The organism is Larkinella ripae (assembly GCF_054780775.1).
This window is the reverse complement of sequence record NZ_BAAGVR010000028.1, coordinates 997,544-1,020,979: the sequence shown is the minus strand read 5'-3', so window position 1 is coordinate 1,020,979 and position 23,436 is coordinate 997,544. Positions and strand designations below refer to the sequence as shown.

Here is a 23,436-nt window from a genome sequence, read left to right as displayed (position 1 = left end):
AGCATCCGGCTTGTTGGAAGCACCCACTGCGATGATCGGAAAAGCCGCTGTTGGCCGAGGTTACAAGTCGCCGGGGCAATTGGACCTAAAAGTTTTTTACCTTTCCGCAGAAAAACCCGGGAATTCCACCACCGGTTTGCCTGCCGCCCGAAAAACCGGGTTGGCCAGTCGGGTTTGGGTCATTGGTTAAAAAAAGAAAAAGGATGGTGAACGTACATCTTATTGCCCTGATGCTGGCGGTTTTGCTGAGTGAACCGGTTTTCACCAGGCCGCCGACTGCCCAAAAACCGACAGCGGTGATTCTGGATACGGACATGGATTCGGATGTTGACGATGTGGGCGCGCTGGCGATGCTCCATGCCTACGAGCGGGCGGGTCAGGCAAGGATTCTGGGCGTAATTGTGACCAGTGACGAAGCCCACAGCGCGCCCTGCACCGATGCCATTAACACCTATTTTGGCCGAAACGGGTTGCCGGTTGGCGTCAGCCAGCGCGATTCCTTAAAAAGTTTTTCCCGCTATACCCAAAAAATTGCCCAGGAGTTTCCGCACCGGTTTTCGACCAACGCAGATGCGGAAGAGAGTACGAGCGTTTACCGCCGGCTGCTGGCGAAAGAACCGGACAACAGCGTCGTTATCCTGACGATTGGACACCTGACGAGTTTAAGCCGCCTGCTGAACTCCAAACCGGATGCCATTAGCCCGCTGAACGGACGGGAACTAGTGGCCCGAAAAGCCAAAAAATGGTCGTGCATGGGCGGTCAGTTTCCGGGCGGAAAAGAAGCCAATTTCTACCGGCCCGATCCGGCTTCAACAGTCGATTGTCTGGCAAAATGGCCAAAATCGGTGACGTTTGCGGGTTGGGAGGTGGGCAATCAGTTAATCACGGGTGGGATCGACTTCAAGTCCCGGTGTCGGTCTGCCAGTCCGGTTTATCAGGCTTACCACCATTACAATGATTTTAAAGGCCGGGCCAGCTGGGATCAGGTGGCGGTTCTGGAAGCCATAGAAGGTGCCAGCGCCTATTTTACCGAAGTAAAAGAAGGCCAATGTGTTGTGTTTCCGGATGGGCGTAATGAATGGAAAAAACCGGCGAATCCCCGGCATTCGTATGTCGCGATCAAAGCCCCCGTCGAGCAGATTCAGCGCCGGATCGAGGAGCTAATGCTGGGTCGCTAATGCCAACCCGACCCGCCGAAGCCCCGGCTGGCATCGAATACTGCCCCGGTTTTCCTATTTTTACAAGCTCAACCCATTGAATGAACCGACGCGGATATGCTGGATACGCCCCTGGACCTGTCAACGAATCAACCCAAATACCAGCAGTTGATCGAAACCGTTCTGACCCATATTGAGCAGGGGACACTGGTGTTGGGTCAGCAGCTGCCGTCGATTAATGAATGGGCGAGTTCGCTGGGCATTGCCAAGGTGACGGTGGCGAAGGCGTACGAGGATTTAAGGCAGCGGGGTGTGATTCGGTCGCAGCACGGCAAAGGGTTTTACGTCGCCAGCACCAATGTGCGGTTGTCGCTGAATGTGCTGCTGATTTTCGACACCCTGAATGCCTACAAGGAAGCGCTGTATGACGCCCTGAAGTCGGCTTTGCCGGATGATGCGGTGCTGAGCGTGTTCTTCCACCATTACGATCCCGTCATCTTTGAAACGCTGGTGCGCAACAACCTGGGCCGTTTCGGCGCCTACGTCTTGATGCCTCATTTTGAGCAGGATGTGTCGGAGGTGGTGAGCCTGATCCCTCCCGAAAAACTGTTGCTGCTGGACCAGAACCTTCCCGGTTTGCCGGGTGATTATGCCGCCGTTTACCAGAATTTCGAGCAGGATATGTATAACGCACTTTCGGCCGCCCGGGAGCGCCTGAAAGCGTACCGAAGGCTGACGCTGGTGCTGTCCAAAGACCGGTTTCAATACGTCCCCCCCGCGCTGCTGGCCGGTTTTCGCCGGTTCGGTCAGGAGACTGGGTTTCCTTCTCAGGTGGTCGATACGTATTCCGACGCCCTGGTTCAGCCCGGCGAAGTGCTGCTGCTTTTTGCCGACCACGATCTGGTGGCTTTTCTGAAAGACATTGACCGGCAGGGTCTGACGTTGGGCCGGCAGATTGGGCTGCTGTCATACGATGATACCCCGATGAAAGAAATTCTGGCGGGGGGGATCAGCGTCATTTCCACCGATTTTGCGCTGATGGGCCAAACCGCCGGGTGGTTGCTGACCCACCGCCGTCGGGAGAAAATCGCGAATCCCGGCGGGTTAACCCTGCGAAAATCCCTCTGAAAACCGCATTTTCGATTACCACCTCCTACGGTTTTTTTCCAGCCGGTTATTCAGTTAAAACCGCCGGCTGTTGAGTGCGGCTGGTGAACAGGAAGGTACGGCGCTAGTTTTAGTTCATCAATTCCTGAAAACAACCACCACCACACGGCGGGAGAACAACCTAATGAACACTTTCACCGACTTACCAACGCAAACAAACCGCGCCCTATTGGACCGCATTTACGGCCACGTTCACCGCCAGCCGGTTGATGCCGAAGTTGGCCTGCTCACCGGGCAGATGGGCTACGCCCTGCTCGAAGCGTATGCCCAGCGGTTTTCCGGTCAACCGGACGACAACCGGATTTGGGAGCGGGTGTCGGCGAGTCTGGCGGCAATCCAGAACGGTGAGCTGACGCCTTCGTTCGCAACCGGCATGGCGGGGGTGGCCTGGGCGTTTCTGCACCTGTTTAATCACGGTTTGGTTCTGGCTGACGGTTTTGACGCTCAGGACGTTGTCGCCGATCTGGATGAGCCGCTTTTTGAGTTGTCACGGGAGTTGCTGCGGGAAGGCGATTATGATTATCTGTATGGTGGCCTGAGCGCGGCTCTCTATTTTCTGGAACGAACCCCCACGCCGGAAATCGGTCGGTACATCACCCACCTAATCGAAACGTTGGTGGCCACCGCAACCCGGTTTCCGGGGGGCGGCATTAGCTGGCCGTTCTACGGGTCCGGTCCCCGAAAACCGGCGCATCCGTTGCGCTACAATCCCGGATTGGCCCACGGTACGGCCGGCATTGTTTCAATCCTGAGTCTGTTTTACGAACGGGGGTACGCCCGGGCCCTTTGCGCCGAACTGCTGGACAGGACGCTGCAAGGGCTTTGGGACCAGCGCAACCGTTCGGGGAGGAGTGTTTTTCCGTCGATGGTGCCGGAAAACCGGGTCGATCAGGACAGTCGCCTGGGCTGGTGCTACGGTGATTTGGGGATTGCGAATGCCTTCTGGCTGGCGGGTCAAACCCTACAAAATGCGCAGTGGAAGTCAATTGCCTGCGAAACGATGCTGAAAGCCGCCCATCGCCGGGAGCCGACGGATACGTTCGTGAAGGATGCCGGTCTTTGCCACGGGTCTGCGGGGGTGGCGTTTCTGTTTCGGCGGTTTGCGCGGTTCTTCCCCCATCCGGTGTTGACCGAAGCGGCTGACGCCTGGGCAGAGGAAACGGGCCATTACGCTCTGGTTGAAGGCCAGGAAAATGTGTTTCTCTCGCACGGCAGCGGAGGCTTCGAACCCAATCTGGGCCTGCTGGATGGTGAAAGCAGCATCGGCCTGTGCCTCCTTGCCGAATTAGGGGCGCCAACTCCCTGGGAACGGTTTTTACTGCTGTCCTGAGCGGAAAGGGTTAAGTGTCAGGCTAAATTAACCTGACAGTGCCCTCCATTTGAAATTAAAAAGTGCTCATTAACGACCCAACTACTCTGCGATGGACACCGCGCTGGGACGTTGGGAAACGCCCTGATCGACCCGGATGAGGTACGGTTTTCCGCCCGCCCGCTCGATCGCTTCGGCCACGGCTTCCGGATTCTCGGGCGCGTAGGCAAACATGCAGCCGCCCCCGCCGGAACCGTTGATTTTGCCGCCGTAAGCCCCGGCTTTCAATGCTTCGTCGATCATCCGGTCAATTTTGGGCGTCGAAACCCGCTTGGCATCCCGCAGGCTGCTGTGGTGAATCGTCAGCAAATCCCCCAGTCGCTGGTGATTGATAACACCCTGTCGGAACATCGCCAGCGCTTCCTGCAATACGTTCCGGTCCGACAGGTTGCCTTTCAGGAGAATCATTTCGTCGGGCGTCAGCAAAGGGCGGTATTCGTCCGCTTTTTCGAAAGGACAGGTGTGGAGCGAAAAACCGGGATCGTACTGACGGATTTTTTCAATTGCCCCCAGCATGCCGAACTTGACGTGCTTCAACACCCCGATGGTGTCTTTCGGCTGGCGGGAGTCGCCCAGCACAAAAGCGCCCAGGTGCGGCTGAAACGACTCCAGATGAATGTCCGGCTTGGATTCCAGGTAAATTACCCCGCCGACAGCGGTTGCGTAGTGGTCCATCATGCCACCGGGTTCGCCAAACTCCAGCACCTCCGCCGAATAGGCCAGTTCGGCCAGCCGCCGGGGGGCTAGCGTCTGTGGGTTGTCGGCCAGCTGACTCAGAATGGCCAGCCAGGTAATCAGGAGGGCCGAGGAGCTTGAAGTGCCCGCATTGATCGGAATTTCCCCACGCACTTCGCCCCGAATTCCGCCGGAAAACCGGAAGCCTTCGCGCACCAGGATGTTGACCGCGGAGCGGAAATAATCCCGGTCGTGCTGGTAGGACAAGGGCAGCATTTCGAGCGAAAACCGCTCTTCGGCCGAAAGATCGGGGAGCGAAAGGCGAATTTCCGGTTGCGCAATCGGTTCGGCGGTGATCCGGATTCGTTGGGAAATGGCCGCGGCAATTACCGGCAAACCCAGGTAATCCTGGTGTTCTCCGAACAAACAAATGCGCCCGGGTGTGGATATAGCGAGTGAGGTAGGGAAGGACATAAGCGTTTAATTACGGTAAGCGGGAAAAATCAACGGACGGCGCTTTCTTTTGGGGTTGGCGGGTAAAGTCAGAATTGAGGGGCACGGATTCGTCGAAAAAGCCGCAGTTTTTAAGGAAGAACTGGTGTTTGGACGTTAAACCGCCCGCGTAATCCTGCCGATACCCGGCCCGGGCAGTGGCGTCGCCAGTAAAGCGGGCCGAGACCACTTCCTGCCAGTCGCCGTCTTTGGTCCGAACCCACTGATTACCAAAGGCAACCTGCCGGGTAATGGGGCCGGAATCGAGAATGAAATTCTCTAAAAACGAGTGAAAAGACTTTAGATAGGTCGTGGTTTTCGGGCGCTTAAAGCTGGCGATCAACTGCCAGTCGGTCTCGTCGGCTGCCGAGAAATAGGCGGTATAGGTGGTGACGTTCGCATCCGTCGGTCGGCCACGGAGCAAAAAGCGGTAGGTTCGGCCCGCTTTCCAATTGTATCGCTTATAGCTTTGTCCGCCCGAACCTTCGTTGCCAAAATCGTTGGTCGTAACGCCCTCGCCTTTTTTCTCCAGCAGGATTTTCTGATCGTCGGGAATTGCTTTCGGGTTGTCGGTTTTGAACGGACTCCAGACCGAAAACAGAATCCGGCGCTCGGTGGGCGAATTGACCTGCATTCCGAAATAGCCCTCGGCAAAACCGGTCGCCATGAAGTAGGAACCGATGACGTCGCTGCCTTCGGGCACGGTAATTTCGTTGTAAAACCACTCGAAATCCGTAGTTTCCGGAAGCGCGTATTTGAGGTGAACCGACGGCCCGCGCCGACCCCAGTAAAAATAATTGCCTTCGTTGGTACGGACAAAAACCGCCTTTTCATCGATGGCGCTGCCGCTCACGCCCAATGCCCGAAGGCGCCCGAAACTCTCCCCCGACCGGGCCAAACCCTGAATAGCAATCCGGAGGTAACCCGGTTTTTGAACCGCCCATTCACCCAGAAAATATTCCTTTTCGGCCTTGCAGCGGGCCGAAAACTCGACCGGTTTTCCCAAAACCGTGACGCGGATTTTACTGGTCCCTTCCGGAACATCCAGCATTGCCGACAGTTTGAGCGTGCCGGTTTTAGCCAGCCGGATGTACACCGAGACTTCGGTTTCGGAACTCGTCCAGCCTGTGAGTCCGTCGTTGGTAATTTTTCCGGTACCCTCCGCCGATTTACTCACCCAGGCGTTGCCGCCGATGGGTACCGACAGGCGATTCGCGTCGTGCGAACCACCCGTCGGCATCACCCATCCGGTACAGATCCAAAAAAGGAATTGGGTTAGGAAAGCCATTCGAAAAAAACTTACAGAGGATTCTGTTTCAGGTTGGAATTTAAGACAATTTCTGCTTCCGGAATCAAATGAACCACTTGTTTGTCGTCGGCCGGGACGGTTTGCTGGCCGGTCGCCGTGTTGTGGTAACCGGGGTAATTCCGTACCAGACTCCGCCCGTTGCGGTACAGATCGTAGGCTCGGTGTCCTTCAAAGGCCAGTTCGAGCCGCCGTTCCTGCAACACCACGTCCAGCACCGTTGCCAGTCCTTTTAGATCAGTTCCGGTATACAGTTCGGCGCCGGCCAGGCCCGCCCGCCGACGGATCAGGTTCACATCGGCGATGGCTTTGTCCGGGGCGCCGGTTTTGGCGTAGGCTTCAGCCCGGTTCAGGTAAACCTCCGACAGACGCAGCAGAATGGGGGAGCTGAGCGTGGCAATACCGCCCTGGTTGGAAAATTTCGTAACGTACACCTTGTCGATGCCGTTCCGTTTTTCCTGCGCGCCCTGGGCCGTCAGCTTCCGCACCAGAAAGGTCCGCCGTTTGTCGTTCGGGTATTTGTTGACCAGATCCTGGTAATCCTGCGATGCGTAAACCTCGCCCCAGCCAACCCCACCGGGAGACGTATAGAGCATCGAACCCAGCGAACTCCAGGCGCGGTCGTCTTTCAGCGTGTGTTTGATTGCCAGAATAACTTCCTTATTCTGCTCGTTCTCCAGCGTGAAAAAGGTAGGAACCTGATCCGGCGTCGCCAGCGCAAAGCGGTTTTCGGTAATCACCAGATCGGCGTATTTGATGGCGTTGGTGTTATCGTTCATGTACAGATACACCCGCGACAGGAGCGCGTTGGCCGCCGTGGCGCTGGCGTAACTGCTGGTACGCGGAACCGTCATCAGCGTAGCAGACTTCTGCAATTCGCTGACGATGAATGCGTAAACGTCTTTTACCGTCGCGCGGGCGGCATTGTCGTCGGCCTTGGTGTCGGTTTTGATGATTACGCCCAAATTCGTTTCCGGGCTCTGGTTGTAAGGCCGTCCGAACAGGCGCACCAGGTCGAAATGAACGCTGGCGCGCAGAAAGATATTCTCGCCCAGAATCTGATCCATCTCCTTCGAGGTGCCGGGCTGAAGGGCGCCAATGACCTTGTTGCAGCCCACAATAATCTGGTAGGCTTTGCGGTACAGCTGGAGCGCATTGGCCTGGTCGGAAGTGTGTCGGTAGGTGTACGTCAGAAAAAGCGCATCGGTGGTTGTTCCGCTGAGGGTCAGGTTATCGCCCGGATATTCGTTCATAATGAACAGGTTACGGGTATAATCCAACTCCTTCAGAAAGGTGTAGTTTCCGTCGGTGGCCGCCCGGAGTCCCTGCTCACCCTGCAGAATGGCCGATTCCGACAAACCGTTGTAGGGCGTGGTATCAATTTCGCAGGCGGTGGTCGCCACCACACAACTCAGCAGCAAAATGCGCGATATGGAGAGTTTCATGGGGTTGAGGCTTAAAAGTTAAACTGGAGACCAAAAACCAATTTCCGGCTGAACGGGTATTTCGTGCCAACTTCGCCGGTTTCGGTTACATCCGGATCAATACCGGAAAACTTCGTGATCGTGAACACGTTATCCGCCGAAACCGACAGGCGCACGCCATCCAGTTTGGCCCGGTTCACCAGGGCCGTCGGCAGATCATAGGTTAGGCTGACGTTGCGCAGGCGCAGGTAGTTGCCGTTTTCCAGGAAGCGCGAGGAGGGGCGCTGGGCGTTGTTGTTCCCGCCGATGACGTACTTCGGATGGGTGGCCACGTCGCCGGGCTGTTCCCACCGACTCCAACCCTCCTGCAAGGCCATCAGGTTGTAGCGGTCGTACGCGCCGTCGTTGTCGAACAGGTTCCGGTCCCCGTTGTACAGGATGGAGCCCGTGCTGTAGGTGAAGAACGCGTTCAGTTCCAGACCATTCCAGCTCAGCACCTGCCGAAAACCGCCGAACAGTTTGGGATTCGCGTTGCTGCCAATGAACTGGATCGTCGCATCGTTGTAGTTGTTGGTCGTGGTGCTGGTGCCGTCCGTGCCGACTTTTTCCCAGAGGGGCCCGCCGGTTTGCGGATCGACGCCCATCCACCGGCGCAGGTACCAGCTGTTCAGCGGTTGATCCAGCGCGTAGGGCCGCTGGCCGTTGGCGACGAAGCTGCGGTCGCCGTACAGGGCCGTCACCCGGTTTCGGTTGATTCCGGCGTTAAGATCCATCCGCCATTTCAGGGCGGTTTTTTGCAGAATCTCCGCCGACAACACGACTTCGAGCCCTTTGTTCCGAACCGCACCGACGTTTTCGGTGATGAACGAATACCCGCTGGTAGCCTGAAGTGGACGGTTGAACAACAGATTGTTCGTCAGCCGGTTATACAAATCAACGGTGATCGAAAGCCGGTTCCACAAACTGGCGTCGATGCCCAGGTTGGTGTTGTTGGACACCTCCCACGACAGGTTCGGGTTTTCGATGCGGGTGGGGTAGGCTGACGGAATCCCGGCGTACTGGCCCGTCAGGTTGTACAGCCCCTGGGCGGCATAGTCGTTGATGCCGTCGGCATTTCCGGTAGTTCCGTAGCTCAACCGGAATTTAAGGTTAGTCAACAGCGGATTGCTGCGCAGAAACGCTTCGTTCGAGGCATTCCAGGTCAGACCGAAAGCGTAAAAATTACCGTATTTCCGGTCACGGCCAAACTTCGATGAGCCATCCCGACGGAACGAGGTGGTGAAGAGGTACTTGTCCTGATAACCGTAATTGGCCTGGAACAGGTACGACGAGAAGGCGTTGTCGGTTTTGGTGCCGGTAATCGTTTCCGGCTGCGAAGTGGCATCCAGAATGCTCAGCCCGGAGAAAATTCCTTTGCCCGTGGCCCCCAGCGATTCGTAGTAATAGTTCTGGTATTCGTAACCGGCCAAGCCGTCCAGGCTGTGGCCGCCGTTGAAGCTGTGCCGAAACCGCAACAGATTGGAGGTCAGCAAGGTGTAGTCGCGGGTGGTGGTGTTCGAAAGCCGTCCCTGCACGTCCAGGGCGCTGGGGCCGCGCATATCCTGGCTGCTCTGGCTGCCGTAATAGCTGGTTTGAGCCCGGTTGGTGGTTGTCAGTGTGAGCCAGGGCAGCAGGTCGTATTCGGCTTTAAAGAGCAGATCGCCCGACAGGGTGTTCTCCCGGAACGTGTTGAACTGGCGGTTGTAAATGAAGTTGGCGTTGTCGCGGCCGTACCATTTTTTCGCGCCCGTAACCGGGTTGTACGGCTGGCCGTTGTAATTCGGATCATCGTACGGCAGATAGGTGTAGGCCGCATAGAGCGCGCCGTTGCTGTCGTCGTAACCGCGCGTGAAAAGCCCGGCCCCATTGACGCTCACCCGGAATTTGTCGCTGATGTTGTGGCTGAAATTAAGCCGTCCGCCGAACCGGTCCAAACCGGTTCCCTGCAAAATGCCCTGCTCTTTGTAGTAATTACCGCTCAGAAAAAACCGGGTTTTGTCGCTGCCGCCCGACGCGCTCAGCTCCGCCAGTGTGTTGCTCGCGGTCCGAAAAGCCTGGTCGAACCAGTTGGTGTTGGCATTCGCTTCCGGCGTGGGCAGGTAGTCGTTCAGGATGCCCGTGGGCCGGTCGCGCTGGAACACTTTTCTTTGCAAATCGTAAAGTTCCGGGCCGTCCAGCAGGCGGAAATTTCCCAGGCTCAGGGTCCCAATGCCCTGATTCAAGCGGGCCGTCAACCGGGTTTTGCCGGAGGCACCCCGGCGGGTGGTGATGACAATCACGCCGTTGGACGCCCGCGCACCGTACAAAGCCGTGGCCGAGGCATCTTTCAAAACCGTCATGGATTCGATGTCGCTGGGGTTCGGAATGCCGCCGATCACCCCGTCAACGACGTACAGCGGGTTGGAGCTGGCGGTCAGGGTTCCCACACCCCGGATCAGCACTTTGGGGGGCGTCCGCGGATCGCCGGAACTGTTGCCGACAAACACCCCGGCGGCTTTTCCCTGCAAGAGCTGGCCGACGTTGTTGGCCGTTACATCTTTCAGTTCTTTGGCCGTGACGACCTGCGCCGAACCGGTCAGGTTGCGCTGGTTGGTGGTGGTGTAACCCATCACAACCACCTCGTCCAGCATGGTGTCCGCCTTTTTGAGCAACACGTCGACGGTCGAGCGGTTGCCAACGGTGACGGTGGTTCCCTGGTACCCGATGGAGCTGATTTCCAGCACATCCGCCGGGGTCGTGCGGACGGAAAAAACGCCTTGATCGTCGGTGGTCGTGCCCTGCGTGGTTCCCCGCACGATGATGGTGGCACCCGGTAAGGGCTGCCCGGCGTCGTCGCGGACTGTTCCCCGTAAAACCGACTGCGCAACGCTGCAAACGGTTACCGACAGCCACAGCAATAAACTTACGGAAAGCTGTTTCATGTTGTTGAATGGATAAAGTGAGTTGTTGTAAGAAAGGCAAACGGTGGGCTTTCGGGCCGAAACCCGGTGGTTTCGGCCCGTTACAAACCCGGAGCATTCAGTACGATAGAAATAGGCTTAATAAATCTCATTCAGGCCGAAAACCGGCTTGTTCGTTTTCCATTTTCCCCGCGTAAAATCCGGAATATCAACTGGTTTGCTGCCCTGGGCAATGGATTGTTCGGACAGCGGGCTGATGGCGCTCCAAACCGCAGCGTCGTACACGTCGATCGGCGGGGCGGTTTGCGCCTTGATGGATTCGATGAAGGCCCGCATCACGAAGAAATCAATGCCGCCGTGGCCACCACTCTGGGCGGTCTGGCCGTGCTGTTTCCAGAGCGGGTGATCGTATTTTTCCTGGTAAGCCGCGAATGGCTCCCACTGGTGTGGTTTTGGGCTGGTTCCTTCCAGGTAAATCGTTTTGCCATCATCCATCCAGATGCCCTGGGTGCCCTGCGCCCGGAAACCCAGTGAATAGGGGCGGGGCGAGTTGGTGTCGTGCATGATGACGATGTTTTCGCCGTTGGCGCACTGAACCATCGTCGTCACCACGTCGCCGAGCTTAAAATTGACCTTCGCGTTCGGGTGGTTGGTACCGCCTTTGTCGACGATGTATTTGTGCAAGCCACGCGGCTGGGTTGCCATTGAGGTCAAGCGGATAAACTGGTTTCCCCGGTTGATGTTGAGCCAGTGGGCGACGGGACCTAATCCGTGCGTGGGGTACAAATCGCCGTTGCGATCAACGGAATGCTGGGTGCGCCAGCGGGCTTCCGAGTAGCCTTTGGCGCCAAATTCGGCCCCAACTCCGCCTTTGCCATCGTTGAATTTGATGTTGCGCAAATCGTGCTGGTAGCCGCAATGGGCGTACAGCATTTCGCCGAACATGCCCTGCCGGATCATGTTCAAAACCGCCAGCACATCGCGCTGGTAGCAGACGTTTTCCAGAATCATGCAGTGCGACCCGGTTTTTTCAAAGGTGTTGACCAGATCCCAGGATTCTTTCAGCGTGACCGTGGCCGACACTTCCACGCCCGCGTATTTTCCGGCTTTCATGGTGGCAACGGCCATCGGAACGTGCCATTCCCAGGGGGTAGCGATTACGACACCGTCGATGTCGTCGCGTTTGAGCATGTTCAGGAAATCCTCACCGCCTTTGATGTAGGTAGCCGGCGCTTTTTTGCCACTTTTTTCGATCATGGAATTGGTGCGGCTGATGGCTTCCGGGTCCGGATCGCAAATGGCGGTGATGACCACATCGTCGCGGAAGAGCGCCTGCCGAACGTGGCTACGGCCGCGCGATCCAACGCCAATAAAGGCCAGCCGAACCTGCGACAAAGCCGCCGGTTTTGGAAAAGCGGCCACCGGTTCGAACAACGAGGGAATCAGGGGCGCGGCAGCCGTACTTAGGGCAGCGGTGCGCAGGAAGGATCGGCGAGAGGATAGCGGCATAGGGCGGTGCACTTACGTTAAGGTTCCTTGTGTTAAGGAATTTGAGTTAGTTGATTCCGAAAATTGAAGAAAAGGTAATAAACGAACAACCAAAACCGGGCCTATAGCGACCTGATTCTGACGGTTTTGATCTGCGCAAACGTTTGTTCGCGGGTGCGCAAACGTTTGTGCAAAACCAAAGAAAATTTTGCGATTTTCGTCCAATAGCGTAAATTGTAAGGCGGAATACGACACACATGAAGGATGTTATTACCATAAAGGAAATTGCCCGGCAATTGCATGTGTCGCCATCCACCGTGTCGCGGGCGTTGCAAAATCATCCCCGCATCAGTGCCCACACCCGCAATGCCGTACATGCCCTGGCCGGCGAATTAAAATACCTGCCCAGCACGACGGCGCGCAACCTGCAACGGGGCCGGACGGGGGTGATCGGGATGGTGCTGCCCGAAATCCGCGAGAATTTCTTTTCGGAGGTCATCAACGGCGTTGAAGAACTGGCCTTCGACCATCAGATGACGGTGGCGCTTTACCAGTCCCACGACCGCTTCGACCGCGAGAAACAGATTCTGACCGTGCTGGCGTCCAACCGCGTCGATGGCGTTTTGCTGTCCGTTGCCAAAGAAACGCAGCAGAATCACCACATTCAAGAGTTGATGGACCGGCAGATTCCGCTGGTTTTGTTTGACCGCATTCCGCCCCACATTGCCGCTCATCAGGTGGAGTGCAACATGGAGAAAGGGGCCTACGAAGCAACCAAGTGGCTGGCCCGGCGGGGGCACCGACGCATCGCGCTGCTGAATGGTCCCCACGCGCTGGTAGCCAGCGAAGAGCGGTATCGGGGGTATATCACGGCCCTGATTGAAGAAGGTTTGCCCGTCGAAAATGCGCTGATCAAACGAAGCGATCTGACGACGCCCGAAACCGTGCTGAAAATGAATCAGTTGCTGTCGTCGCCCACCCGGCCGGATGCGGTTTTGGCCTTCAATGATTACGTGGCGCTGGATGCCATGCAGGTTTGCCGGACGTTTGGTCTGGTGGTCAATCAGGATATTTCGTTTGTCAGTTTTGCCAATTTACCCCTCAATACGTACCTGGAACACCCACCCCTCGCTTCGGTGGAGCAGCATCCTTACCAGATCGGTTTCATGGCGGCTGACATTCTGCTGAAAGTTATCAGCGGCAAAATTGCTCCGACCGATTTCCAGAAGGTGATTCTCGAACCGGAACTGGTCCTGCGGGAACAAAACGAAGTTTTGTGATCGGTGACCCGATACTGGTTCCCTGGACCCGGATCCGGACCTTGAATCAGTTCCCGGGGTAAATTCAGGAACAAACCGCCCAGATTCAGGTTATTCCGGTAGATCCTATCCGAACAAAAATACCGATGGCAGTTATTGGCGAATTCATCCGCAAAGCGATTGATGTTTATGGTTTTATTACGTCGGAGCCCGACCCGGCGAAGGCCCAACGCGAGGTGTTGCAAACGATGCTGACGAAAGCACGGCTGACAGCTTTTGGCAAAAAACACAACTTTACGGAAATTCTGAAAAGCGATGAGGTAGTCCGGGCTTTTCAGCAGGCGGTTCCGGTGCACGACTACGACAAAATGTACGGGGACTGGTGGCATTATTTGCTTGAAGGACACCAGAATGTGACCTGGCCCGGGGGGCAGGATTACTTCGCCCTGAGCAGCGGCACCACCAGCAACAGCAAATCCATCCCGGTGACGGACGATATGCTGGATTCGATCCGTAAATCGGGCATTCAGCAGATCATGAGCCTGAAAAATTTCGATTTGCCCGCCGATTTTTTCCAGAAACAAATCATGATGCTCGGCAGCAGCGTCAGCCTGATTGAAGCCGACGATCACCAGGCGGGGGAAATCAGCGGCATCAGTGCAGCCAACCTCCCGGCCTGGTTTCGGACGTTTTACAAACCCGGGGCGGAGATTGCTTCCATCAAAGACTGGGACGAAAAAGTACGAAGAATCGCGATTGAAGCCCCGAAGTGGGACATTGGCAGTTTAAGCGGCATTCCCTCCTGGGTTGAAATGATGCTGAAGGAAGTCGTTTCGTACAATAAACTGAACACGATTCACGACATCTGGCCGAATCTGCACGTATACACAACGGGCGGGGTGGCGTTTGAACCGTACCGCAAAAGTCTGGAAAAACTGTTTGCCCGGCCGCTGACGTATATCGACACGTATTTAACCTCGGAAGGCTACCTGGCCACGCAGAAAAGACCGGATACTTCGTCGCTGGCGTTGATTCTCGACAACGGTATTTTCTTTGAATTTGTGCCGTTTACCGACGAGAACATGGATGAGGAGGGCCGCGTAAAACCGGATGCCACCATTCTGTCGCTGGCCGATGCGGAGGAAAATACCGACTACGTCCTGCTGATTTCGACGGTTTCGGGCGCCTGGCGCTACATGATCGGCGATACGGTGATGATTACCGACAAACAACGTTCCGAGGTTAAAATTACGGGCCGGACCAAGCATTTCCTGAACGTCGTGGGCGAGCAATTGTCGGTTTTTCAAATGAACCAGGCAATGCAGAAAATTCAGCAGCATTTTGACGTGGAAATCAAGGAATTTGTGGTGGCCGCCATCCGAAAGGACGGCGAATACATCAATAAATGGTTTATTGGGTCCGACCGAACGGTTGATAATCAGCAGCTTGCGGTTTTGCTGGATCAGGAATTGTGCGAAACCAACAAGAACTACAAAGTAGCCCGAAGCAAATCGTTAAAAGGCGTGGAAGCCGAGGTGGTGCCGGTCGAAAAATTTTACCGGTGGAGTGAAGAATTCAAGAAACTCGGCGGGCAGACGAAGATTCCGCGCGTGATGAAAGAGGAGGATTTCCGGGAGTTTGAACAGTACATCACGCAGCTGTCATAACTCCCGTTTCTGTTTCTGAAGTTTTTCTTCTTCCAGCTTTTTTACCTGTTCCACAATCTCTTCCGGCGAAACATACAGCCGGGCGATTTTGTCTTTATACGCCTGCGGCAGCTCGGCATGGTCCAAGATAAACCGCTTGGTTTCGATCAGGTAATGGCCCAAACCGTGGCTAACGGCGTACGCATCGGCAATGCGTTCGACTTTTTTCACGTAGTCGGGTGAGGTGACGTAGGAGATGCCAAAACCGACCAGACCGATGTTGCTGCGGGCTTCGTAATCCATGATGTGCCCCAGTTCGTGGCCAATCCAGCCAATCATGATCGCGTCGGGAATCTGGTGTATCGGAATGGCTGTGTGCGTCAGCTTAAACATCGCGCTGATGTTGATGCGGTAGGCGCGGAGTTCCCGGCGGTTGAGCAGACTGCGAAAAACCGGCTGGGCCTGCATGACGGACGAGCGGATTTTTTGCTTGAAACAAAACCGGATCTCCGTATTCCGTAATTCGGGGTAGAACGACAAGGCCGTCAGCACGTTTTTTTCGATCACCGACGGAATGGTTTTGTTCGGTCTAAATGAGGCCAGCTCGGGTCCAATTTCACTTTTTTGCGCGTTGATTCCGGATGTCAGCATACGTTCAAAAAGAAAATACCGGATGTGTGCCGGTATTTTCTTAACGCATTCCCAACCATTTGGTTTTGGCCCAATCCCTTATTTCGTTCCCGTTTCGTCGGAAAGCGCAGCGGTTTCTTCCGTTTCGGAACGGGCTCCCGCAGCAGCGGTTTTCCGGACCGTTTGAAGACTTTTGCCATTCAGGACCAGCGGTTTTTCCAGCAGAATCACTTTAACCGGCTGATCCGAAAAGTTCTCCACCGACACCTCGGTTTGGGTCACTTTTACCTCCAGCAGCGCACCCCGGAACCGGATTTTGAAGGCCAGCGATTCCCAGTTGTCGGGGCAATTCGGGCTCAGCACCACCTTATCGTTCTGAATCCGAAAACCGCCGAAGCCTTTGACCACCGCCAGCCAGCTTCCGGCCATCGACGTAATGTGGCAGCCGTCTTCCGTGTCATTGTTGTAATCGTCGAGATCCAGCCGGGCCGTGCGCAGGTACATTTCGCAGGCTTTCGCTTTCATGCCCAGCTTCGAGGCCAGCACCGAGTGAACACAAGGCGACAAGGAGGATTCGTGGACGGTCATCGGTTCGTAAAAGTCGAAATTCCGGCGAATAGTCTCCGCATCGAACTCGTCCTCAAAAAAATAAATGCCCTGCAAAACGTCGGCCTGTTTGATGAAACACGAGCGCAGAATCCGGTCCCACGACCAATGCTGGTTCAACGGACGCTGGCCCTTCGGAATGTCGCTAACCGGCATCAGTTCCTTGTCCAGAAACGACTCCTGCTGCAAAAATACCCGCCGGTTTTCGTCGTAGGGGAGGTGAATGTTATCAATAATGTGCGTCGCCGTCGCGATTTCCTTTTCTTCCCGGAAGTGAATCCGATCGCACAGTTCCGTAAACTTTTCGGGATTCAGCGCCTTCACCCGGCCAACGGCTTCAACGGTGTAACGCAGCGTCCAGACGGCCAGGTAGTTGGTGTACCAGTTGTTGTTGACATTATTTTCGTATTCATTCGGGCCCGTCACGCCCAGCATCACGTACTGTAGTTTGGCTTCCGACCAGTTGACGCGCTGGCTCCAGAACCGGCTGATGGCGATTAACACCTCCAGGCCGTAGTCGACCAGATACGTTTCATCCCCCGTATACCGCACGTAGTCGTAAATGGCGTAGGCGATGGCCCCGTTGCGGTGAATTTCCTCGAACGTGATTTCCCACTCGTTGTGGCACTCCTCGCCGTTCATGGTCACCATCGGGTAGAGCGCGGCCCCGGCTTTAAAACCGAGTTTTCGCGCGTTTTCGATGGCTTTTTCGAGGTGTTTATACCGGTACCGGAGCAGATTCCGGCCCACCTTCTGATCGGCGGTGGACAAATAAAACGGCAAACAGTAGGCTTCGGTGTCCCAGTACGTAGAACCGCCGTATTTTTCGCCGGTGAAGCCTTTCGGCCCAATGTTCAGCCGTTCGTCCTCACCAGTATAAGTTTGATTGAGCTGAAAAATGCAAAACCGGATTCCCTGCTGGGCGGCCGCATCGCCTTCAATGGTAATATCGTTGGTTTTCCATTTGTCGGCCCAGGCCTGCTGCTGATCGAGCAACATCCGGTCGAAGCCTTTGCGGGTGATGCGCTGGATGTATTTGTGGGTTTCCGATACCAGCGAATCCGAGTCGTAATTGAGCGACGACAGATTGGCCGCGTATTTATAAACGACGGTTTTCTGCCCCTGCTGGCAATCCAGGGTCATGCGGTTGGCCACGTATTTTTCCCGCCGGATGGGCTGCGACTGGAAATCAACCCGGACGCCGTCCTGCTCAATCTCCACGCACATGCCCGAACAGACGTGAAAACCGGTTTTTCGGGTCCGCAGCTCGATGTAGCCTTCGCCATAGCCGGTTTCTTTCCGCACCTCGTCCCAGAAGGTTTCATCGTAGTTGGAATCCCGGTTGCGGATGTTGCCGTCGATGTACGGTTCTACGGTAATTTTAGCGTCAAAATTCAGGGGTGTCAGGCTGTAGCGAATGGCCCCGGCTTCGTCGTCAACAATGGAGCAAAACCGCTGGGTAATGACCCGGAGTTCTTTGCCGCTTTTCAAAACCGCCACAAACGAGCGTTCCAGGTAGCCTTCCCGCATGTTCAGCACCCGCCGAAAATCGCGGACCTCGCAGGTGTTCAGGTCGAGGGTTTCGTATTCGATGGTAATGTCGATGCCGATCCAGTTGGCCGCATTCAGCACCTTGGCGAAGTAATCGGGATAGCCGTTTTTCCACCAGCCCACCCGGGTTTTGTCGGGATAATACACGCCGGCAATGTAGTTGCCCTGGAGCGTTTTGCCTGAAAAGTTTTCTTCAAAATTGCCCCGTTGGCCCATGCGCCCGTTTCCCAGACTCATGACGCTTTCGGTAATTTCGTTGTAGCTACGGTGGAACTCCTCTTCAACAATCAGCCAGGGGTCGTGTTTGAGGTATTGTTTCATTCGGTACAGGATTTATAGAAAGCTAAGTGTGATAAAACCGCATTTAGATTAAGTAATTTTTAAAAAACCGCCGGCCTGCTGCTTCACCCGCAGCGCCTGATTGATGTGCCGTTCCGTGTGCGCGACCAGCATCTGCATCGCATCGCCCACGTTGATTTTGAGCCAGTTGCCAAACAGCGTCATCATCTTTTCGTGATTCCAGTCGAGGTAAAGGGCCTTGTCGAGCAACTCGAGCAAAAGCTGCTGTAACTCCATGAACTGGTGCATCACGTCCCGGCCATTCAGGTCGTTTCGCGGTTTCATGAACGACAGAGCCGGCTGTTTCAATTTCGTTTGCGGATCCACCAGGTACCGCAGCAGTCGCCCGGCCAGACCCGATTCCAGGGTCTGGTCGGTTGGCTGGGTTTGGATCAGGCCCAGGTCATCGACTTTCTTCTGGAGATTCCGGATGTAAAACCGCTCGGCCAGGTTCAAATGCTGCAAACACTGCGTGATGCTCCACTGCCGGGTGTCTGGTTTCCAGTTCAGTTGCTCGTCGGTCAGGGGCCGGAATTCGCGCTCGACGATGGCCAGCACCGCCCTGATCCGCTCCTGAAGCTGTTGTGCCGTTTCAAGTTTCTGCATGGGTTGGATGGATTGAGAAACCGTTAGCGATTCACCGCCGATAAAGCCAGAACCCGGGCCAGCGTCAGGTCCGCCAGAGAACCAGCCACCAGATCGGCCCGCGTTAAAACCGCGGGGTCGCCAATGCCCACGGCCAGCATCCCACCCCGTTTGGCGGCTTCAATGCCGGCCACGGCATCTTCAAACACCAGGCATTCGTCCGCTTGCGCGCCCAGCTCGGCGGCTCCCTTCAAAAACACTTCCGGATCGGGTTTGCCCCGACTGATTTTCGTGCCGTCGATGATGGCGTCGAAATCATCGAGCATTCCGATGCGTTCCAGAATCAGCCGGGCGTTTTTACTGACCGATCCCAGGGCGGTTTTCAGCCGGGCGGTTTTTACCTGGGCAAAGAAGTCTGTCACCCCCGGCAGGATGTTGGCGGGCGTCATCTGCGAAACCAGTTCGAGGTACCAGTCGTTTTTCTGCGTGGCCAGTTCCGCTTTCCTTTCGTCGGAAAGGGTCAGTTCGCCGTGCGCCAGAATCAGGTCCAGCGATTCGGTTCGGCTGATGCCTTTGAGTTGTTCGTTGAATTCCTCCGAAATGTCAAAACCGAGGGTGTTGGCCATGCGTCGCCAGGCCTGGTAGTGGAAAATGGCGGTATCGACAATGACCCCGTCGAGGTCAAATAGCAGAGCTTTAATGGGCATTGGCTGTCAGTTCAGTCAGGTTGTTTTCTGCAAGAAAGCAATAAAAATGCACTTGTCCGCCAACCATCCCCAGTTTTCAAGGCCAAAAAATTACTTTATAAGTTCCAAAACAACGGCGGTTTTCGCGGGCAAATTCACGGTAGTGAGTTGGTCCAGGGTTTCGTCGGTGAGCATATTCCGGGCTTTCGTAAACCCTTTGGTCCGTTCGGTAAACCGGCTCATGTCCAGGTCAATATCGGCCGCGGTCGAGTTGGTTGCCACCATGACGGTTTTGGCGTTGTCGTAACGAAAGTACACGTAGGTGCCCAACTGCGGAACGTACTGCATCAGCTTGCCGGATTGCAAGGTGGGCGTGTTTTTTCGGTAATTTGCCAGTTTTCGGACAAAATCGAAGGCTTCATTTTCCTTTTTGCTCCGTCCGTCTGCGGTAAATTTATCTTCCCGGTCGCCCGGAAAACCGCCCGGAAAATCCCGGCGCACCTCGGCATCGGACGGATTTTTGGTGTTTTTCATCAGAACTTCGGTGCCGTAATACCAGGAGGGAATGCCGCGCGTCGTCAGCAGCCAGGTAACGCCCATTTTGTATTTGGCAAAATCATCACCGATCACCGACAAAAACCGGTCGGTGTCGTGGTTTTCCAGAAACGTAACCAGTTTTTGCGGATCAGTATACAAACCGTCGGTGGTCAGGGCCTGATAAAACCGGTTGACGCCCGTATCCCAGCCGAACTCCTCGCGCAGGGCCGCGTTCGTGGCATCGTACAGCACAAAATCCAGTCCGCCCGGCTGATTCGATTTAAACGGCTGGTCGATTTTATTTTTGACAAAAAACGCCTGCGCGACCGGATTACCCACCCAGGCTTCGCCGAAAATATGAAGGTTGGGAAACTCGGTCAGCAGCGCCTGATTGCAGCGGTTCAGGAAGTTCAGGTCGTTGTATTTATAGGTATCCACCCGCCAGGCATCCAGTGAAAACAGCTCCGTGCACCAAACTGCGTGCTGAATCAGGTAAGTGGCCAGAAACGGATTGCGCAGGTTGAGGTCGGGCAGAAACGGCGTAAACCAGCCATCGAGCAGCACTTTCCGGTCCGAAGCGGACGAATACGGATCGTACAGCGCCTGCTCCTTGTGCGAGCTGCCGGTGTAGCCCGGCCACTGGTTGAACCAGTCTTTGAAGGGTTGATTTTTATACAGCCAGTGGTCGTCGCTGACGTGGTTGTAAACGGCATCCTGCACCAGTTTCAGGCCGCGCTGGTGCAGCGTCTGCGCAAATTTACGGTAGCCGTCGTTGCCGCCAAACCGCTTGTCAATCTGGTAATGATCGGTAAAATGATACCCGTGGTACCCCGCCTGCATCCGGTCGGGGGCTTCCTGCTTCAACGTCTCGTCATTGACCAGCACCGGGGTCATCCAGATCGCCGTGACGCCCAGATCCTGCAAATAATCGAGGTGGTGGGTGATGCCCTGGAGATCGCCCCCGTGCCGCAAGTGCTGAATCGAGCGGTCGGCTTTGGTGTCGAGTAGGTCCGGAAAGGCATCGTTGGCCGGGTCGCCGTTCGCAAAGCGGTCGGGCATGATCAGGTAAATGAAATCGGCGGACGAAACCCCCTGGCCTTTGGGGCCGGTGGTGCGGGGTTTGAGTTCGTAAGGCCGGGATACGGTTTTTGCGCCGTTTCTGCCGACCAGCCGGAAGGTCCCCGGTTTGGCCGCGGGCGAAATGCTCAGGTCCAGAAACGCAAAATCGGCATTTTCGGCTTTGTGAGTTTTTATGAGTTTTACACCCGGGTACGCAATCGAATACGTCATCGAACCGGCTTTGGGGCCGTACACCATCAATTGCAGATTCTGGTTTTTCATACCGACCCACCAGTTGCTTGGGTCGATGCGCTGAATGGCTGCGGTTTGGGACCGGGCGTCGATGGAGGCAATCAGAATTAGTTGGACAAGCAGAAAAAGGGCGGGAACGACACGATTCATACGGATAACAGGGATTGGCGCGGTTTCAATATATGTCAAAATAAAGGATTTCTTTTCATTTTGCCAGTAGTTTTCGAATTTGCGCCCGAATCCGACCAGACGGGTCTGGTCAGCATTTGTAAATTTGTAACTTGACCATGGAAACCCGCAAATCGGTCACCCAAACAGCAACCCTGAACCGCCGGACCTTTACGGCCGCGCTGGTTGCCACGGGCCTGCTGCACACCGTTGCGGGCCTTGCTCATGAACCCATTCAGTTACGCATGGATACCTCGGAACCGCAGGAAGAGAAATCGGACAAGCTCATAATCTACCAAATTTTTACCCGTCTGTTCGGGAATGAGAACACCACCAACAAACCCTGGGGAAGCCGCGACGAAAACGGCGTCGGGAAGTTCAATGACATCACGGCGAAAGCCCTGCAGGAGCTGAAAAAATTCGGAGTGTCGCATGTCTGGTACACCGGAATCATTGAACACGCGCTGATGACCGATTATTCGGAATTTGGCATCCGGAAAGATCATCCGGCGGTGGTCAAAGGGCGGGCCGGTTCGCCGTATGCCGTCAAGGATTATTACGATGTCAATCCCGATCTGGCCGTTGACGTCAAAAACCGGATGCGGGAATTCGAGGATTTGCTGAAGCGTTCGCACGCCAACGATCTGAAAGTCATCATTGATTTTATTCCCAACCACGTTGCGCGCCAGTATGATTCGGACGCTAAACCGGCGGGGGTGCAGGATCTGGGCGAAGGAGATGACACCAGCCGGGCGTTTCATCCCCAGAATAACTTTTATTACCTGCCCGAACAGTCGTTTCACGTTCCGGATGGGGTCGTGATCCCCGAAACGCCCCCGGTCGCTTATTCGGAACATCCCGCCCGGGCGACGGGCAACGATGTGTTCAGGGCCCAGCCCGACATTAACGACTGGTTTGAAACCACCAAACTCAACTACGGGGTCGATTACCAAAACAATCGCCAGACGCACTTCGACCCGGTTCCGTCAACCTGGACAAAAATGCGGGATATTCTGCTATTCTGGGCCGGAAAGGGCGTCGACGGTTTTCGGTGCGACATGGCCGAGATGGTGCCGGTCGAGTTTTGGGGGTGGGCCATTCCGCAGGTGAAAGCCGCCAAACCGGGGATTATTTTCATTGCCGAGATTTACAATCCGCAGCAATACCGTAATTACATTTTCACCGGCAAGTTCGATTACCTGTACGACAAAGTGGGGTTGTACGATGCCCTGCGCGAACTGATGGAAGGCCGCGGTTCGGTGGAGAAGATTACCCGGGTCTGGCAACAGGAGTCGGGCGACTACGCGAATCATATGCTGCGGTTTTTGGAAAACCACGACGAGCAGCGCATTGCATCCCGGTTTTTTGCCCATGATCCGTGGACGGCGGTGCCGGCCATGACCTTGTCGGCCACCCTGCACACCGGTCCCCTGATGATTTATTTCGGGCAGGAGCTGGGCGTGAATCCCACTCAGGCCGAGGGTTTTCAGGGGGAAGATGGCCGCACGACGATTTTCGATTACTGGGGCATCCCGGAATACCAGGCCTGGACGAATGCGAGTGGGGGAGAATCGGCCCGGTTTGATGGGGGGAAACTGAATGCTAACCAGAAGGAATTGCGAAAGTTTTATCAGCAGCTCAACCAGTTGGTCAACGGCAGCCACGCCATCCGTACCGGCGGTTTTTACGATCTTCAGTACGCCAATTCAACCGGTGGCTACGATCCGCACCGGCTGTATGGTTACCTGCGGCATTCGTCGCAGCAAAAGCTGCTGATTGTTTGTAATTTCGACAAAGAAAAACCGGCTAAAACCACGGTTCGGATTCCGGCGGAAGCCTGGAAAGCCATGAAGCTGGACGGGGCCAAAACCTATTCGTTTGCGGATATTTTCCGGACCAAAACCCGGTTGAAAGCGGCCGCCAGTGCCGGGGTGCCCGTCGAAGTGCCGCCCCTGGGCGTGCTGGTGCTGGAAATCAAGTAGGTCATACCAGTAGAGTTGCTGAGGCTAAAAAATAGATTCTTTGGCCGTTTCGGCAAATAAGTTATTGATTTAAAATTATTCGGCGCGAATGGGCCTGGATTGGGAAGCCAGCATATTGT

The 23,436-nt window shown here is 55.5% G+C and carries 16 protein-coding genes; 6 read left to right on the top strand and 10 right to left on the bottom strand.

All coding sequences use genetic code 11. The annotated features are described in order from the left end of the window. Window positions 1–203 precede the first annotated feature (203 nt). From ACYVHX_RS26070 to ACYVHX_RS26060, 3 genes are all read left to right on the top strand, one after another. Window positions 204–1,178, top strand: a complete 975-nt coding sequence (locus ACYVHX_RS26070) for a nucleoside hydrolase (protein WP_460674631.1) — start codon at window positions 204–206, stop codon at window positions 1,176–1,178. Between the two features lie 96 nt (window positions 1,179–1,274). Next, window positions 1,275–2,285, top strand: coding sequence for a GntR family transcriptional regulator (locus ACYVHX_RS26065; protein WP_460674630.1), 1,011 nt, complete (start codon window positions 1,275–1,277; stop codon window positions 2,283–2,285). A gap of 163 nt (window positions 2,286–2,448) precedes the next feature. Further along, a complete protein-coding gene (locus tag ACYVHX_RS26060) occupies window positions 2,449–3,654 on the top strand; it encodes a lanthionine synthetase LanC family protein (RefSeq protein WP_460674629.1) in 1,206 nt (401 codons plus the stop codon). An 81-nt stretch (window positions 3,655–3,735) separates the two neighbouring features. Here ACYVHX_RS26060 and ACYVHX_RS26055 read toward each other — a convergent pair whose 3' ends face one another. The 5 genes from ACYVHX_RS26055 to ACYVHX_RS26035 all read right to left on the bottom strand — a co-directional run bounded on the left by ACYVHX_RS26055 (window position 3,736) and on the right by ACYVHX_RS26035 (window position 12,038). Further along, window positions 3,736–4,842, bottom strand: coding sequence for a mevalonate kinase family protein (locus ACYVHX_RS26055; protein WP_460674628.1), 1,107 nt, complete (start codon window positions 4,840–4,842; stop codon window positions 3,736–3,738). A gap of 10 nt (window positions 4,843–4,852) precedes the next feature. Next, a complete protein-coding gene (locus tag ACYVHX_RS26050; protein WP_460674627.1) occupies window positions 4,853–6,148 on the bottom strand; it encodes a DUF3472 domain-containing protein in 1,296 nt (431 codons plus the stop codon). Window positions 6,149–6,159: 11 nt separating this feature from the next. Beyond that, window positions 6,160–7,611: a RagB/SusD family nutrient uptake outer membrane protein gene (locus tag ACYVHX_RS26045; protein ID WP_460674626.1), complete on the bottom strand. Its 1,452-nt coding sequence runs from the start codon at window positions 7,609–7,611 to the stop codon at window positions 6,160–6,162. Window positions 7,612–7,622: 11 nt separating this feature from the next. Then, on the bottom strand, window positions 7,623–10,550 hold the full coding sequence (locus ACYVHX_RS26040; RefSeq protein ID WP_460674625.1) for a SusC/RagA family TonB-linked outer membrane protein: 2,928 nt from the start codon (window positions 10,548–10,550) through the stop codon (window positions 7,623–7,625). 117 nt (window positions 10,551–10,667) lie between these two features. Further along, entirely contained in the window at window positions 10,668–12,038 is a 1,371-nt protein-coding gene (locus tag ACYVHX_RS26035; protein WP_460674624.1) for a Gfo/Idh/MocA family protein, read from the bottom strand. Between the two features lie 236 nt (window positions 12,039–12,274). Here ACYVHX_RS26035 and ACYVHX_RS26030 point away from each other — a divergent pair, with 236 nt between their 5' ends. Beyond that, complete coding sequence (locus ACYVHX_RS26030; protein ID WP_460674623.1) at window positions 12,275–13,297, top strand: LacI family DNA-binding transcriptional regulator; 1,023 nt, start codon at window positions 12,275–12,277, stop codon at window positions 13,295–13,297. Window positions 13,298–13,422: 125 nt separating this feature from the next. Further along, entirely contained in the window at window positions 13,423–14,943 is a 1,521-nt protein-coding gene (locus tag ACYVHX_RS26025; RefSeq protein ID WP_460674622.1) for a GH3 family acyl-acid amido synthetase, read from the top strand. Here the strand turns inward: ACYVHX_RS26025 and ACYVHX_RS26020 are convergent. The 5 genes from ACYVHX_RS26020 to ACYVHX_RS26000 all read right to left on the bottom strand — a co-directional run bounded on the left by ACYVHX_RS26020 (window position 14,938) and on the right by ACYVHX_RS26000 (window position 21,317). Next, window positions 14,938–15,573, bottom strand: coding sequence for a hypothetical protein (locus ACYVHX_RS26020; protein WP_460674621.1), 636 nt, complete (start codon window positions 15,571–15,573; stop codon window positions 14,938–14,940). The genes ACYVHX_RS26025 and ACYVHX_RS26020 overlap by 6 nt on opposite strands. Window positions 15,574–15,651: 78 nt before the next feature. Continuing rightward, window positions 15,652–18,030 (bottom strand): glycoside hydrolase family 65 protein, encoded by a 2,379-nt coding sequence (locus tag ACYVHX_RS26015; protein ID WP_460674620.1) that lies wholly within the window; start codon window positions 18,028–18,030, stop codon window positions 15,652–15,654. Window positions 18,031–18,078: 48 nt separating this feature from the next. Further along, window positions 18,079–18,654 carry a DinB family protein gene (locus tag ACYVHX_RS26010; protein ID WP_460674619.1) on the bottom strand — a complete coding sequence of 192 codons (576 nt, stop codon included), beginning with the start codon at window positions 18,652–18,654 and terminating at the stop codon, window positions 18,079–18,081. 23 nt (window positions 18,655–18,677) lie between these two features. Further along, window positions 18,678–19,340 (bottom strand): beta-phosphoglucomutase, encoded by a 663-nt coding sequence (gene pgmB / locus ACYVHX_RS26005; protein ID WP_460674618.1) that lies wholly within the window; start codon window positions 19,338–19,340, stop codon window positions 18,678–18,680. Between the two features lie 90 nt (window positions 19,341–19,430). Beyond that, window positions 19,431–21,317: a glycoside hydrolase family 13 protein gene (locus ACYVHX_RS26000; protein ID WP_460674617.1), complete on the bottom strand. Its 1,887-nt coding sequence runs from the start codon at window positions 21,315–21,317 to the stop codon at window positions 19,431–19,433. 263 nt (window positions 21,318–21,580) lie between these two features. Between ACYVHX_RS26000 and ACYVHX_RS25995 the strand changes: the two genes are divergently transcribed. Further along, on the top strand, window positions 21,581–23,317 hold the full coding sequence (locus tag ACYVHX_RS25995; RefSeq protein ID WP_460674708.1) for an alpha-amylase family protein: 1,737 nt from the start codon (window positions 21,581–21,583) through the stop codon (window positions 23,315–23,317). The last annotated feature ends 119 nt before the right edge of the window (window positions 23,318–23,436 follow it).